The sequence below is a fragment of the Streptomyces sp. NPDC025638 genome (assembly GCF_055558775.1).
In genome coordinates this window covers 188,317-203,991 of record NZ_JBVHLX010000012.1, presented here as the reverse complement: position 1 = coordinate 203,991, position 15,675 = coordinate 188,317, and the positions used below count along the sequence as shown (strand labels likewise).

Genomic DNA, 15,675 nt, shown 5'->3' with positions numbered 1-15,675 from the left:
GCGCGCGTGGAGCGGATTTTCCACGGCTGAGACGCCGACGAGGGCGGCCCCGGAGCATTCGGGGCCGCCCTCGTCGTACCTGCGCGAGAGCGGTGCCGTGCCCGTCGGCGATACTGGAAGACGCTGAAACGCATCAGGGAAAGGCCACAATCGTGACTGAGATCGAGATCGGGCGCGGCAAGCGCGGCCGCCGGGCGTATGCCTTCGACGACATCGCCGTCGTCCCCAGCCGCCGTACGCGGGACCCGAAGGAGGTCTCGATCGCCTGGCAGATCGACGCCTACCGCTTCGAGCTGCCCTTCCTGGCCGCCCCCATGGACTCGGTCGTCTCCCCGGCCACCGCGATCCGCATCGGCGAGCTCGGCGGTCTGGGCGTCCTCAACCTCGAAGGCCTCTGGACCCGGCACGAGGACCCGCAGCCGCTGCTCGACGAGATCACCGAGCTGCCGGCCGAGGCGGCCACCCGCCGCCTCCAGGAGATCTACTCCGCCCCCATCAAGGAGGAGCTGATCGGCGCGCGCATCAAGGAGGTGCGCGACTCCGGCGTGGTCACGGCGGCCGCGCTCTCCCCGCAGCGCACGGCGCAGTTCTCCAAGGCGGTCGTGGACGCGGGCGTCGACATCTTCGTCATCCGCGGTACGACGGTCTCCGCGGAGCACGTCTCGTCCTCGCACGAGCCGCTGAACCTGAAGCAGTTCATCTACGAGCTCGACGTCCCGGTGATCGTGGGCGGCTGCGCCACCTACACCGCGGCCCTGCACCTGATGCGCACCGGCGCGGCCGGCGTCCTGGTGGGCTTCGGCGGCGGCGCCGCGCACACCACGCGCAACGTGCTGGGCATCCAGGTCCCGATGGCCACCGCCGTCGCCGATGTGGCCGCGGCCCGCCGCGACTACATGGACGAGTCCGGCGGCCGCTATGTGCATGTGATCGCGGACGGCGGCGTCGGCTGGTCCGGCGACCTCCCGAAGGCGATCGCCTGCGGCGCCGACTCCGTCATGATGGGCTCCCCGCTGGCCCGCGCCACGGACGCGCCCGGCAAGGGCCACCACTGGGGCATGGAGGCGGTCAACGAGGAACTGCCGCGCGGCAAGAAGGTCGACCTGGGCACGGTCGGCACCATCGAGGAGATCCTCACCGGCCCGTCCCACACCCCCGACGGCTCGATGAACTTCTTCGGCGCCCTGCGCCGCGCCATGGCCACGACCGGCTACAGCGAGCTGAAGGAGTTCCAGCGGGTCGAGGTGACGGTGGCGGACTCGCAGCACAAGCGGTAGTCCGTACGACGTGACGGGGGCCGGTCGCCTGACGAGGTGATCGGCCCCTTTCGCATGCCCGAGCGGGGCCGAGTGGGCCTGAGAGGGCGCGTGGGGTGGTGCGGGGGTGTGTGGTTGCCTTCGGGGCGAAAACGGGCTGGTGAGCAGGGCCGAGGGCGATAACGTCCGTGTCGGCGCCCCAGGTTTCTGAGGTGCCCCCTTCCAAGGACACGGCTCCGGGCCCCAGCTCCTCGTGGCCCGGCCCGATTTCCGACGGACCGTCCACCGGGCTACTGGGCGGTGTCGTGGAAGGGGGCGCCGATGGGCCGCCACCGCAAGCCCACCCGCTGGGACCGAATCCGTCTGTGGACGGTCAAGTGCCGGAGGAGGTGGATCTTGCGGATTTTCGGATGGTGAGCGGCCGCCCCCAAGGAACCTAGGGGCGGACACTCCGTGATCCATCCAGGAGCCTGCCGCAGTACCCGCTGCGGTGGACTCCACCGGCCCCCAAGGTGGCGCGTGATCCCCCACGCCACCAGCCCGGCGGCTCTGCACCTCACGCGCCGCGGTGCACAACCCGTGCGCCGGTCAGGCCGCGGCCTTTCTGGCGCCGGAGAACGCGGCCCATGCGGCGATCGCGAAGAACACGAAGGTCAGCGGGTCGGCGTCGGCCTTCCAGGCCTCCTGGACGACGTCGAAGTGCTGGAAGAAGATCTCGTTGAAGCTCCTGTTGACGGCGTCGGCGCCGATCATGGCCTCGCCGACCAACTGGCCGATGTAGACGGAGCCCAGCGCGAGGATGGGGCTGACGACGGCCAGCGCGGGGTTGCGGCCGCCGAGCTTGCCGGCCGCCACGCCGATCACGAAGCCGACGCCGACCGCCGCCCAGCCGATCTCGTGCTTGGTGAGACCGATGACGACGCCGTAGATCGCGGCGGCGACCACGGCGGCGCCGAGGGCAGCGACCAGGCCGAGCGCGATGTTGTCCTTGCGCGGCGCGGGCGGCGCCATGGGCGGTGGTACGGCACCCGGCTGCTGGGCGTACGGGTTGCCGTCGACCGGGCCGGGCTGCGGCTGAGGCGGCGGAGCTGACTGGCTCATGACAGAGATCCCCCCACGGGACACGAAAGACCGACCGGGCGTGCCGGTTGGAAAACTGGATGGCAAAGCAATGCGCACGCACACGCGTGCGGCGAACGTGGTGGAGATTAACAGGCCCCACCGACAACGCCCCCGGAGTTTTCCCGTTCAGAGCCGGTGCGCGGCCCCCGTAGGCGTGGCCCCCCGGGTGTCCAGCAGTAGCTGGGCCTTTACCGTCAGGCCCTGGAGGTCGTACGTGCGGTGCTGTTGGAGCAGGATCGTCAGGTCGGCGTCGGCCGCGGCCTCGTAGAGGGAGTCCGCGCGCGGGACCGGACGGTCCAGGACGCTCCAGGACGGCACGAGGGGGTCGTGGTAGCTGACGGAGGCGCCCAGTTCCATCAGCCGGACAGCGATCTCATGGGCGGGTGTGCCCTGCTGGTCGGCGAGGTCAGCCTTGTAGGTGACGCCGAGCAGCAGCACGCGCGCGCCACGGGCCGACTTCCCGTGCTCGTTCAGGAGGGCCGCGGCGCGCTGGACGACGTACCGGGGCATCCGGCTGTTGACCTGCTGGGCCAGCTCCACCATGCGCAGCGTGCGCCCCGCGTGAGCCGTCAGGTCCTGCGGGACGCCGGGGCCGCCGACGCCCGGGCCCGGCCGGAAGGCCTGGAAACCGAACGGCTTGGTCTCCGCGCAGCGGATGACGTCCCACAGATCGACACCCAAGTCGTGGCACAGGACGGCCATTTCGTTCACGAGCGCGATGTTGACGTGCCGGAAGTTGCTCTCCAGGAGCTGCACCGTCTCCGCCTCACGCGGTCCACGCGCGCGTACGACCTTGTCGGTGAGCCGTGTGTAGAAGGCGGCCGCCGACTCCGTGCAGGCGGGGGTGAGGCCCCCGATGACCTTGGGGGTGTTGGCCGGGGTGAAGTCGCGGTTGCCGGGGTCGACACGGCTCGGCGCGTAGGCGAGGTGGAAGTCCCGGCCCGCGCGCAGCCCCGAGCCCTCCTCCAGCAGGGGCCGCAGGAATTCCTCGGTCGTGCCCGGACACACGGGCGACTCCAGGATCACGGTGGTGTGCGGGCGCAGCCGCTCGGCCAGGGTGCGGGCGGCCGCCTCCACCTGGGCCAGGTCGAGCCCGCCGTCCGCACTGCGCGGGGTCGGCGCGCAGATCACCGCGGTGCGCACCCGGCCCAGCCCCGCCGGGTCACTGGCCTGCCGGAAGCCCCCCGCGAGCATCCGGCGCAGTTCGGCGGGGCTGAGCGGGCCGGCCTCGGGCCCGGTGGCGTATCCGAGGGTGGGGATTCCGGCCGCCACCGCGGCCTGGGCGAGGGGCAGGCCGTAGGGACCGAGTCCGATGACGGCGAGGTCTGCGGGCATGGGGGTGGGCCGTCCTTCCCAGTAACCGATGCGGGACAGGTGCGCAAGCCCGGTGGACAGGACGGGCGAGCGCAATGTCAGACTAGGAGTAAATATGACCCTTATGCGGGATTGTTTCCCTGTGTCTTCCGGGGGTTCCGCGTCTGTTGTCCACAGGCTGGGGGCGAGTGGTGGCTGAAGTCGGGCATCCCGGTCAGAATTTGGGCAGGAGGAGACGGGCCGGGCTTCGCCCACCGGGTGCGGCCGACGCGATTCGATGTGATCGACAGCGGGAGGCAGCGGTGAGGACAGCGACACTGGGGCCGGCACAGCGCGCCGAGTCACTGGCGGCCATGGCCGAGCGTGAGCTGGACGTACTGGTCGTGGGAGGTGGAGTCGTAGGCTCCGGCACCGCGCTGGACGCGGTGACCCGCGGTCTGTCCACGGGACTGGTCGAGGCCCGTGACTGGGCGTCGGGCACGTCCAGCAGATCCAGCAAGCTGGTCCACGGCGGCCTGCGCTATCTGGAGATGCTCGACTTCGCCCTGGTCCGCGAGGCCCTGAAGGAACGCGGACTGCTGCTGGAGCGGCTCGCCCCCCACCTGGTCAAGCCCGTGCCGTTCCTGTACCCGCTCCAGCACAAGGGCTGGGAGCGCCTGTACGCCGGGTCGGGCGTCGCGCTCTACGACACCATGTCGATGGCCCGCGGCCACGGCCGCGGCCTGCCGGTGCACCGCCACCTGAGCCGCCGTCACGCCCTGCGCGTCGCCCCCGCCCTGCGCAAGGACGCCCTGGTCGGCGCGCTGCAGTACTACGACGCGCAGATGGACGACGCCCGGTATGTGGCGACGCTGGTGCGCACGGCGGTGTCGTACGGCGCGAAGGCGGCCAACCGTGCGCGCGTGACCGGCTTCCTGCGCGAGGGCGAACGGGTCGTCGGCGCCCGGGTGCAGGACGTGGAGGGCGGCGGCGAGTATGAGATCCACGCCAAGCAGATCGTCAACGCCACCGGCGTGTGGACCGACGACACCCAGGCGATGGTGGGCGAGCGGGGACAGTTCCACGTCCGCGCCTCCAAGGGCATCCACCTGGTCGTGCCCAAGGACCGCATCCACTCCACGTCCGGTCTGATCCTGCGCACCGAGAAGTCCGTCCTGTTCGTCATCCCGTGGGGCCGCCACTGGATCGTCGGTACGACCGACACCGACTGGGACCTCGACAAGGCCCACCCCGCCGCGTCCAGCGCCGACATCGACTACCTGCTGGAGCACGTCAACTCGGTCCTCGCGGTGCCGCTCTCGCGCGACGACGTCCAGGGTGTGTACGCGGGACTGCGCCCGCTGTTGGCCGGCGAGTCCGACGCCACCAGCAAGTTGTCGCGCGAGCACACCGTGGCGCATCCGGCGCCGGGGCTGGTGGTCGTCGCGGGCGGCAAGTACACGACGTACCGGGTCATGGCCAAGGACGCGGTCGACGAGGCGGTGCACGGTCTCGACATGCGGGTCGCCGAATGCGTCACCGAGGACATTCCGCTGCTGGGCGCCGAGGGCTACCGGGCGCTGTGGAACGCGCGGGCGCGGATCGCCGCGCGGACCGGGCTGCACGTCGTACGGGTGGAACACCTGCTGAACCGGTACGGCTCGATGGCGGAGGAGGTCTTCGACCTCATCGCCTCCGACCCCTCCCTGGGCGAACCGCTCAAGGCGGCGGACGACTATCTGCGCGCCGAGGTCGTCTACGCGGCGTCGCACGAGGGCGCACGGCACCTGGACGACGTGCTGACCCGCCGCACCCGCATCTCGATCGAGACCTTCGACCGGGGCACCCGCAGCGCCCGCGAGGCCGCCGAGCTCATGGCGCCCGTCCTCGGCTGGGACAAGGACCAGATCGGGCGCGAGGTGGAGCACTACGAGAAGCGGGTGGAGGCCGAGCGGGAGTCGCAGCTCCAGCCGGACGACCAGACGGCGGACGCGGCGCGGCTGGGGGCGCCGGACATCGTGCCGCTGTGAGCCGGGCCGGGCGACTATCACCCGAACGAGTGTTATGAGGCGGGATCTTCGTTCGGGACCCGCTCGTTGTACTCGATGCGGGGGCAGAACTCGGCCGCGAGCAGCGCGGGTTCGAGGCTCGGTTTCGCCATCCTGTCCGTGTTCACGCGGAAGGTGAGGACACGGCTTCCGTCGACGGTGGCCGCGGTGCGCACATAGCTGCCGGAGATACGGCCGTTGTGTCCCCACACCGTGGTGCCGCACGGAAGCTTCGTCGGAAATATCCCCAAACCGTACGAGCCGTGTGCGGTGCGGGTGTTGAGCATCTCGCGCAGCAGGCGCGGGGGCAGCAGCTCGCCGCCCAGCAGGGCCGCGTAGAAGCGGTCCAGATCGTCGAGCGTGGTCACCAGCTCGCCCGCCGCGCCGGCCACGCGCGGGTCGAGTTCGGTGACGTCGGACCCGTTCGCCGTGTGGGCGCGGCCGTGCGGGGAGGGAAGTGTGGTGCGGGATCCGGGAAAGGAGGTGCCCGTCAGACTCAGGGGAGCGATGATGCGCCGCTCGGCCTCGGCGGCGTAGGAGTGGCCGGTGACCTGTCGGAGGACCATGCCGAGCAGGACGTAGTTGGTGCTGGAGTACGAGAAGCGGCCCGGGCGGGCCGAAGGGAGGGCGAGCGCGATGGACACGGCCTGAAGCGGGGTCAGGGGGATGGCGCCCCTGGTGACAGCCGTGAAGTCGGCGAGACCGCTGGTGTGGGTGAGCAGGGCACGCAGGGTGATGCGCCGCCCGTCGGCGTGTGCCGCGCGCACCACGCCCGGCAGATACCGCTCCACGGTGTCGGACAGGGACAGCCGGTGCTCGGCCGCGAGTTGCAGGACGACCGTGGCGATGAAGGTCTTGGTGATGCTGCCGGCGCGGAAGTGGTCCGCGCGGGCGATGTCCCGGCCCGCCTGCGCGTAGTGGGAGGCGGGCGCGTCGCCGAAGCCGTCCTCGTCGCGGGCCAGCAGGGCCGCGGCGGGTGCCCTGCCCCGGGTGACGAACAGCGGGAGGACCGCGTCGGTCGCCTCGGCCCGGGTTGCCGTAGAGACCGCGACCGGGCCGACGAGGAGGGCCAGGGACGCCGATATCGCCGACAGTGTCCGAAGCGGCGGCATCTTGTCTCCTCCCTTGTCGGGGCCATCATCCACCGGAACCGGAATGCTTGCCTCAGCGAGTCACCGGGTGCGCGGGCCCCGCCGACGGGGCGACCGGCACCCTGGGGCATTGACCACTTGTCGGGTGAGGGACAATGGAGGCTCTGTCAGGGCGGGTTGCATGAGGGGACGCATGTCGGAGGCGGAGCGGGCGGGGACACCTCGCCAGGACACTCGTCAGGACAAGAGCGAGCGTCTTCTCGCCGGGCGGTACCGGCTGGGAGATGTGCTCGGTCGCGGCGGCATGGGCACGGTGTGGCGCGCCGAGGACGAGACCCTCGGCCGGACGGTCGCCGTCAAGGAACTGAGGTTCCCGTCGAACATCGACGAGGAGGAGAAGCGGCGCCTGATCACGCGCACCCTGCGCGAGGCCAAGGCGATCGCCCGGATCCGCAACAACAGCGCGGTGACGGTCTTCGACGTGGTCGAGGAGGACGACCGGCCCTGGATCGTGATGGAGCTCGTCGAGGGCAAGTCCCTCGCCGAGGCCATCCGGGAGGACGGCCTCCTGGAGCCCAAGCGTGCGGCCGAGGTCGGGCTCGCGATCCTCGACGTGCTGCGTTCCGCGCACCGCGAGGGCATCCTGCACCGTGACGTGAAGCCGTCCAATGTGCTGATCGCCGAGGACGGCCGGGTCGTGCTCACCGACTTCGGCATCGCGCAGGTCGAGGGCGACCCGTCCATCACCTCCACCGGCATGCTCGTCGGCGCCCCCTCCTACATCTCCCCGGAGCGAGCCCGGGGGCACAAGCCCGGACCCGCGGCCGACCTGTGGTCGCTCGGCGGCCTGCTGTACGCGTCGGTCGAGGGCGTGCCGCCCTATGACAAGGGGTCGGCGATCGCGACGCTGACCGCGGTGATGACCGAGCCGCTGGAGGAGCCCAAGAACGCGGGCCCGCTCAGGGACGTCATCTACGGCCTGCTCACCAAGGACCCGGCCAAGCGGCTCGACGACGCGGGCGCGCGGGCCCTGCTCAACTCGGTGCTCCACACGCCCGAGCCGGAGCCGCTGGACGCGACGAGAGTCGTTCCGCTGCCGGCCCAGCCCTCGGGTTCCGAGGGCAAGCGGGGCGAGGAGGCCGGGGAGAAGCTGCGCGGGGCGCTGCGGTCGGTGCGCAAGGCGGCCGGGGCGGCCACGTCGGCGGCCGCGGCAAGGACGAAGAACAGCGGTGGGGTCGAGGGCGCGAACGCGTCGGGAGCGGCCGGGGCTTCGGCGCCCCGGAAGGCCGGGGGCGCCGGTTCCACGGCGGCGGGCAACAAGGGTGCGGGCGTCGCGGGTTCGGGCTCCGCGGGGTCGGCCTCGACGCCGGCCGCGGAGTCCGATGCCCGGGACCGTGGTGCGCAGGGCGCCAACCCCACCGGCGGCAAGCAGAGTTCGGGCTGGCCCGTGGTGCCGCCGCCGGACCTGCCGCCGCGGCCGGTGCCCAGGGCGCCGCTCACCGACGTGGTGCCGAAGCGCACGCTGGTGATCATCGCGGTGGTGGTCGCGCTCGCGATCATCGGCACCGTGCTGGCGATCACGTTCCAAGACGGTGACGACGGCAGCGGCTCCAAGGGGGCCAAGAGCGGCGGGAGTTCCAAGGTCACGGCGAGTGCCGACGCGAGCGCCGACACCAAGAAGGACAAGGACGACGGCACCCGCGCGGACGGCTCGACGGCGGGGAACGGGACCGCGGCGACGCCGAGCGCCCCCGGCTCCGCCGCCTCCTCCGGCTCGTCCGGTTCCAAGGACGGCGGGAGCGCGCCGGCCGTCTCCACCCGCAAGGGCGGCCAGGGGTACTCGATAGGGCTGCCCAAGGGGTGGTCGTACCGGACCACCGACAGCGCCGGTGACCGCTACACAGGGCCGGACGGACAGAAGCTGCTCGTCGCTTGGACAAGTACGCCCAAGAACGACCCGGTTGCGGACTGGAGGAACCAGGAGGGTGCCATGGTGCGCGCCCAGTACCAGAGGATCCGCATAGAGAAGGTCGACTACCGCAGCTGGAACACCGCCGACTGGGAGTTCACCTACGTCGACGGCGGCACGAAGTTCCGCACCATAGACCGCGGGTTCGTGGTCAACGGACACCTCGGCTATGCGCTGATGTACACGGCGAAGGCCTCGAAGTGGGGCGACGAGACGCGCAAGGACACCTGGAAGACGCTGACGGGCTCCTTCCGGCCCAAGTCCTGAGCCGAGCGGCCCCGGGGTTCACGGCGGGAGAATCTCTCATCCCTCAATGTGAATTGCCAACGGCACGTATCGTGAGTGGTTGCGGACCGTACGCATCCAGCTGTGTGCGCGGAACGGGCCGCAAGGCGAACGGATTTGACCAACCGGGCGGCCGGGGGAGGCAACGTGGAGGACTATGCGGGTCGGGTGCTCGCCGACCGCTACCGCCTGCCGCTGCCGCCCTCCGACGAGTACGAACTCACCGAGACCCGGGCCTTCGACACCTACAGCGGGCAGGAAGTCCTCGTACGGCAGGTGCCGTTGCCGGAGGTCGTCGAGGCGGAGGTGCTCGACGCGGACGGACTGCCCGACGGTTTCACCGCGCGTGACCGTGGGTCACGACGCCCGCCGGCCGCACGGACGGCCACGCGCCGGCCCACCGACCCGGCCGTGCGGCGCGCCCTGGAGGCCGCGCAGGCCGCGGCCGGCATCCCCGACCATCCGCGGCTCGACCAGGTCTTCGACGTGTTCGCCGAGGGCGGTTCGCTGTGGATAGTCAGCGAGTTGGTGTCCGCACGCCCGCTGGCCGCGCTGCTGACCGAGAAGCCGCTGACGCCGTATCGGGCGGCCGAGGTCGCCTCCGACGTCCTGATGGCGCTGCGGGTCCTGCACGCCCATGGCTGGGTGCACCGCAACATCACCGCCCGCACGGTCCTCGTCTGCGACGACGGCCGCGTGATGCTGACCGGCCTCGCGGTCGGCGCGGCGGAGGAGGCGTTGTGCGGGTACGACCCGGTGCCGGTCCAGGAGGGTTTCCCGGAGGGGCCGACGGGCGGCGCGGCGGCCGGAACCGCCGGGGGCGGCGGGCGTGGTGCCGGTGGTCCGGGTGGTTCCGCCGGTGCGCCCGGCCCCGGTGAGGTCGATCCCGAGGCGGCTCGGCGTGCCGCGATCCAGGCGCGGGCGGCCGGAGGGCTGCCCGGTGCCGGGGCGGACGGTTCCGGCGCGGGCGGAGCTTCCGGGGAGCCCGCACGCCGGGCGTTGGAGAGCGGCGGGGACATCCGCGCGGCGCGGGCCGGGGCGATCGCCGCGTATCGCGCGGGCGCGCGTGCTGCCGCCCGGGTGCAGGGGGCCCAGAACGGGCGGGCCGCGCTGCCCGGGGCGCGTCAGCCCGCCGAGGGCGACACCGGCACCGCCTCCCAGGCGGGCGGCCCGGCCCAGCCGCCGTACGCCGCCGGGCCGGGCGAGGAGCAGAACCACTGGACGCACACGACGCCTCCCGGCCAGATCGCCGACCCCTACGGCGTCCACGCCGCCCCCTGGCACGGCGCATCCCCCCGCACCGCCCCCGGCGACACACCCCCCGGGGTGGAGGGCGGCCGCCGGCCATCGGCCCTTCCTCCGGCCGGAACCGCCCCGGGAAGCAGCCCTGGAAACACCCCGGGAAGCACCCCTGCCCCCGGGGCAGAACAGGGCACGGGTCCCGCCCCCGCCCTGGACGCCGACGGACTGCTTCCCGCTCCCGCGCTGCCGCCGCAGCAGGGCCGTGTCCCCGGTTCCCGTGTCGGCGCAGGCGGCGGTGTCCCGGCGCAGGCCACCGACGCGGACGGACTGCCCCTGCCGGCCCCCGCCCTCCCCCCGCACGCCACCACCAACACCCCCCGCCCCCCTGCCCCCTGGGACGAACCGGCCACCGCGGCGCCGCCCCGGCGCGGACCTGCCACCGCGCTCGCCGCCGAGCGGGCCCGGCAGGTGCGGATGACCGTCGTGGGGCCGGTCACCGAGCGATGGGCGCCGGAGCAGGCCGGGCCCGTGCACGAGAACTGGCAGCTGGCGGCGCCGATCGGGCCCGCCACCGACCTGTGGGCGCTCGGGGCGCTGCTCTTCCGGGCCGTACAGGGACATGCGCCGTATCCGGAGGAGTCGACGGCCGAGCTGGTGCAACTGGTGTGCGCGGAGCCGCCCGCCTTCGCGGAGGAGTGCGGGCCGCTCAGGCCGGTCGTCGAGTCGCTGCTGCGACAGGACCCCACCGAGCGGCTGGACTTCGAGGAACTGCGCGGCTGGCTGCGGTCCCTGGTGCGGTCCGCGCCCGAGCCCGAGGCCGGCGCGCATGTCGTGGCCGCCCCGCCCGTCGACCCGAGCCGGCTGCCCATCGTGCGGCGTCGCGGCGAACTGGTGCGCAGGCGGCGCGCGGGGCTGCCCGCGACCAGCCCGCACGGGCGGCACAAGCGGGCCAAGCAGGAGTCCGGGTCCCCACGCCGACTGGGCCGCACGCTCCTCCTGCTGATCCTGCTCCTGCTGGCCGGCGCGGTCGCCTACGCCATGCTCTTCATGCCGAAGGCGGACAGCAGCGGCGCGGCGAGCGGCGACCGCACGGGATCCGCCGGCCAGGCGAGCCAGGCGCCCGCGCCCAGCGACAAGCCGACGAACGGGCCGAGCGCAGGGGCGCCGAGCAGCCCGTCCGCCTCCGAGTCGGCCCCCTCCACCGAGACCCAGACCACCACCGACCCGGACGTCGCCGACGGTTTCACCCTGCGCAAGGATCCCGAGGGCTTCCAGGTCGCCGTGGCCAAGGGCTGGGACCGCACGCCCAAGAACGGGCTCGGACAGGTGGTGTACGCGCACGGGGACTTCGAGCTCATCGTCGTACCGGGGCGGGACCGGGCGGCCAAGTACGGCAGTGATCCGATGACCTACCAGCGGGAGAAGGAGAACGAGCTCCAGCCGTACCGCGACTCCAGCTGGGCCACGGCCACCGGCCTCCGGACCATCCAGGTGGGCGACCGGACCATGGCGGAGGGGCAGTTCACCTGGACCGACGACCAGGGGCGCGACCTGTTCGTCCGCAACATCGCCATTCTCGTCGGCGGCCGCTACCACGTGGTGCAGGTCCGTGGCCCGGAGGCGGAACGGGACGAGGTGACGCGGCTGTACGAGCAGGCTTCGGCGACGTACAAGTACACCGGCTGAACCATCCCGCGCTTTGGTTCCCTCATTTCACCAGAAGCGAAAACCGTCACAGTGCGGTTTCCTTGGGACCCCGCTTGTTCCATGCGGACAGGCCGGTCCTTAGTCTGACCCTGTCAAGAGCATTGCGGGGCAACGTGAATCAGATGCAGGGCCTGCTCATCGCGGGCCGCTACCGGCTTGCCGACTCCATCGGCAGCGGCGGCATGGGCCGGGTGTGGCGCGCCCACGACGAGGTGCTGCACAGGGCGGTCGCCATCAAGGAGTTGACCGCCGCGCTCTACGTCTCGGAGAGTGACCAGGCCGTTCTGCTCGCCCGCACCCGGGCCGAGGCCCGCGCGGCCGCGCGCATCAACCACTCCGCCGTCGTCACCGTGCACGACGTTCTCGAACACGACGGCCGCCCGTGGATCGTGATGGAGCTGGTCGAGGGCAACTCGCTGGCCGACGCGGTCAAGGAGCAGGGGCGGCTGGAGCCGCGCGAGGCCGCGCGCATCGGACTGTGGGTGCTGCGGGCGCTGCGCGCCGCGCACTCCGCCGGCGTTCTGCACCGCGACGTCAAGCCGGGCAATGTGCTGCTCGGCCAGGACGGCCGGGTCCTGCTGACCGACTTCGGCATCGCCCAGATCGAGGGCGACACCACGATCACCCGTACGGGAGAGGTCGTCGGCTCGGTCGACTACCTCGCCCCGGAGCGGGTACGCGGCCACGACCCGGGCCCGTCCTCCGACCTGTGGGCGCTGGGCGCCACGCTGTACACGGCGGTGGAGGGCCGCTCGCCGTTCCGTCGCACCTCGCCGCTGAGCACGATGCAGGCGGTCGTCGAGGAGGAGGCCGCCGACCTCCAGTACGGCGGTCCGCTCGGGCCCGTCATCACCGCCCTGCTCCGCAAGGATCCGGCCGAGCGGCCGGGCGCGGCGGAGACGGAGCAGATGCTCGCCGAGGCGGCCGAAGGTAGGCGGCCCAACTCGGCGCAGGTGTATGTGCCGACGCAGCACGACGGCTCGCGTCCCGGCTCATGGGGCGAGCACGGATCCGGCACGGGGCCCCAGTACGCCTCGGGAACCGGGGCCCAGCATGGGTCCGGAGTGGGGTCGCCGTACGGGTCCGGAGCGGGGTCGCCGTACGGATCGGGAGCCGGGCAGGCGCAGTACGCACCGGGAGCCGGATCGCCGTACGGGCCCGGGACCGCACCGCAGTACGGGCCGGGCGCGACCACTCCCGGCTTTCCGCCGACCGGACCGACGGCTGTCGACTCGGCTGCCACGGCCGCACCGGCCCCCGGCCGCCCCCGGCGCCGTCTGCGTACGCTCGCCCTCGTCGTCGCCTTCGCCGCCGTGGTGGGCGGCGGGGCCGCGGTGGCGTACCAGAAGTTCGGCTCGGGGCGGGACACAGGTACCCACGCGTCCGAGACCACGCCGGCGCCGGCGGACACGGCCACCGGCACCCCGGGCCCCGATGGCGCCATCTGGACGACGCGCAAGGACCCGTGGGGATTCGAGCTCTCCCTGCCCAAGAACTGGAAGCGCACGGTGTACCAGGTCCAGGGCGACCTCAGACAGGTCGACTACTCGCCCGACAACGGCCTGCACTTCCTCCGCATCGCCATCGACACCTCACCGGACTTCGCCGACCCGTACCGGCACCAGCAGGACCTGGAGCAGCAGCTCCAGCGGCTGGTCGGCTACAAGCGGGTGACCCTGGAGGAGACCACCTACCGCGACCGCAAGGCCTCGCTGTGGGAGTACACCTGGGACGCGCTGAAGAAGGACCCGCCGCACGTCGCCGGGCCGCGCCGCGCGATCGACGAGGCGTACATCTCCCGCGAGGGAGTGGAGTACGCGATCTACATGTCCTCGCCCGCGGAGGGCTGGGACAAGGCGAGCAAGCAGTTCAAGTGGGTGCTGCAGAGCTGGCAGCCCGACGCGTCCTGACGGGCTTGGCCGGACGGCGACCCGGAGCGGAGCCGTCCGGTGCGGCATGATGGGGCCCATGGGGACCGAGGGGGACGACTTCCGTGTGATTGCGGGCCGTTACCGTCTGGAGGCCCGCATCGGGCGCGGCGGGATGGGTGTCGTATGGCGGGCGACCGACCAGCTGCTGGGCCGGCAGGTGGCGGTCAAGGAGCTCGCCCAGGACGACTCCCTCTCGGACGACGACGCACGACGGCACCGTGACCGCACCCTCCGCGAGGCCCGCGCGGTGGCCCAGTTGCGCCACGCGCACATCATCGTGGTGCACGACGTCGTCGAGGGCGACGAGCGGCCGTACATCGTCATGGAGCTGATCGACGGCGGATCGCTCGCCGACCGCATCTCGGCGCACGGTCCGGTCGCCGCCGCCGAGGCCGCCCGTATCGGCATCGACCTGCTGAGCGCGCTGCGCACCGCGCACGCGGCCGGTGTGCTGCACCGGGACATCAAGCCCGCGAACGTCCTGGTCGAGTCCGGCACCGACCGGGTCGTCCTCACCGACTTCGGTATCGCGCAGGTCGCGGGCGCCACCACCCTCACCGAGACCGGTTCCTTCGTGGGCTCGCCCGAATACACCGCGCCCGAGCGGATGTCCGGGGTCAGGACCGGGCCGGAGTCCGACCTGTGGTCGCTCGGCGCGCTGCTGTGCGCGGTGCTGAGCGGCGAGTCACCGTTCCGGCGCGACTCGCTCGGCGGCATCCTGCACGCCGTCGTCGCCGGCGAGATCCGGCCGCCCGCCCAGGCCGAGCCGCTGCTGCCCGTCGTACGGGGGCTGCTGGAGCGCGATCCGGACCGGCGGCTGGACGCCGCGGAGGCGGAGCGGATGCTGCGGGCGTTCCTGGAGACGGGGCGTACGCCGGTGAGCACGTCCGGCAAGAGCCGTACGCCCGGGCTCGGTTCGGGCCGCACACCGAAGCTGCAGGTCCCCTACACGCCGACCCAGCGCGATGTGCCCCGCCCGGAGCCGACGCCGCCCGGGGTGGATCCCCAGATCAGGCAGTCCACGCGGGGCATGCTGCTGGCGGCGCTGCTCGTCGCCGCGATGGCGGGGGCGGGCGTGTCCGCGGCGGCCCTGCTGATGAAGGGGGGCGGCGGGGACGGCGGCGGTGTGCCGACGAGTTCGGCGCCGCACACGGCCGCGACCGCCCCGACGCCTTCCGCGGTCACCCCCACGGTCACCGTGACCGGCTCCCCGTCCGGCAACGCCTCCCTGTCCCCCAGCGCGGCCAACACCCGTACGGCGCCCTCGGGTTACCGCATCGCCGAGGACCCGGGCGGGTTCTCCGTCGCCGTACCCGAGGGGTTCACGCGCAAGCCGCAGGGCGAGCGCATCTTCTACATGTCGCCGGGGGAGACCTTCCGCCTCGGCATCAAGGTGTCCGACCCCGAAACGGGCGGCCCGTCGGCCGTGATGCACCGGGCGGCCGCCGAGGGTCCGAGCACGAACCCCGGTTACCACGACGGCCGGGTCACCCGGACCACGCACAACGGACACCCCGCCGCGCTCTGGGAGTTCAGCTGGAACGGCTTCAGCGCGGCGGAGGGACCCCGGCACACCTACGACGTGTGCTGGGAGGAGGCCGGGCAGTTGTACGACGTGTGGGTGTCGGCGCCGGTCGGCAAGGTGCGGGAGGCGCGGGAGTACTTCGACGTCGCGGTGGACACGTTCGTACGGTCCTGAAACAGCCGGGAACGGGAGATTCCCGGCATCCT

At 72.5% G+C, this 15,675-nt stretch carries 9 protein-coding genes; 6 read left to right on the top strand and 3 right to left on the bottom strand.

What is annotated here, in order from left to right; translation table 11 throughout:
• The first annotated feature begins 152 nt into the window (after positions 1-152).
• Positions 153-1,277, top strand: coding sequence for a GuaB3 family IMP dehydrogenase-related protein (locus ACZ4EG_RS29315; protein ID WP_363293717.1), 1,125 nt, complete (start codon positions 153-155; stop codon positions 1,275-1,277).
• A 567-nt stretch (positions 1,278-1,844) separates the two neighbouring features.
• On the opposite strand, the gene ACZ4EG_RS29310 is transcribed toward ACZ4EG_RS29315, so the two are convergent.
• On the bottom strand, positions 1,845-2,357 hold the full coding sequence (locus ACZ4EG_RS29310) for a hypothetical protein (RefSeq protein ID WP_467792718.1): 513 nt from the start codon (positions 2,355-2,357) through the stop codon (positions 1,845-1,847).
• 147 nt (positions 2,358-2,504) lie between these two features.
• Positions 2,505-3,713 carry a nucleotide sugar dehydrogenase gene (locus tag ACZ4EG_RS29305; protein WP_467792717.1) on the bottom strand — a complete coding sequence of 403 codons (1,209 nt, stop codon included), beginning with the start codon at positions 3,711-3,713 and terminating at the stop codon, positions 2,505-2,507.
• A gap of 281 nt (positions 3,714-3,994) precedes the next feature.
• Between ACZ4EG_RS29305 and ACZ4EG_RS29300 the strand changes: the two genes are divergently transcribed.
• The gene (locus ACZ4EG_RS29300; RefSeq protein WP_467792716.1) at positions 3,995-5,701 is read left to right on the top strand and encodes a glycerol-3-phosphate dehydrogenase/oxidase; all 1,707 of its coding nucleotides are present in this window, start codon (positions 3,995-3,997) and stop codon (positions 5,699-5,701) included.
• A gap of 32 nt (positions 5,702-5,733) precedes the next feature.
• On the opposite strand, the gene ACZ4EG_RS29295 is transcribed toward ACZ4EG_RS29300, so the two are convergent.
• Positions 5,734-6,831: a serine hydrolase domain-containing protein gene (locus ACZ4EG_RS29295; RefSeq protein WP_467792715.1), complete on the bottom strand. Its 1,098-nt coding sequence runs from the start codon at positions 6,829-6,831 to the stop codon at positions 5,734-5,736.
• Positions 6,832-7,003: 172 nt separating this feature from the next.
• Between ACZ4EG_RS29295 and ACZ4EG_RS29290 the strand changes: the two genes are divergently transcribed.
• From ACZ4EG_RS29290 to ACZ4EG_RS29275, 4 genes are all read left to right on the top strand, one after another.
• Positions 7,004-9,046: a serine/threonine-protein kinase gene (locus ACZ4EG_RS29290; RefSeq protein ID WP_467792714.1), complete on the top strand. Its 2,043-nt coding sequence runs from the start codon at positions 7,004-7,006 to the stop codon at positions 9,044-9,046.
• Positions 9,047-9,211: 165 nt separating this feature from the next.
• Positions 9,212-11,992 (top strand): protein kinase, encoded by a 2,781-nt coding sequence (locus ACZ4EG_RS29285; RefSeq protein ID WP_467792713.1) that lies wholly within the window; start codon positions 9,212-9,214, stop codon positions 11,990-11,992.
• 143 nt (positions 11,993-12,135) lie between these two features.
• Positions 12,136-13,923 carry a serine/threonine-protein kinase gene (locus ACZ4EG_RS29280; protein WP_467792712.1) on the top strand — a complete coding sequence of 596 codons (1,788 nt, stop codon included), beginning with the start codon at positions 12,136-12,138 and terminating at the stop codon, positions 13,921-13,923.
• Between the two features lie 58 nt (positions 13,924-13,981).
• The gene (locus tag ACZ4EG_RS29275) at positions 13,982-15,643 is read left to right on the top strand and encodes a serine/threonine-protein kinase (RefSeq protein ID WP_467792711.1); all 1,662 of its coding nucleotides are present in this window, start codon (positions 13,982-13,984) and stop codon (positions 15,641-15,643) included.
• The last annotated feature ends 32 nt before the right edge of the window (positions 15,644-15,675 follow it).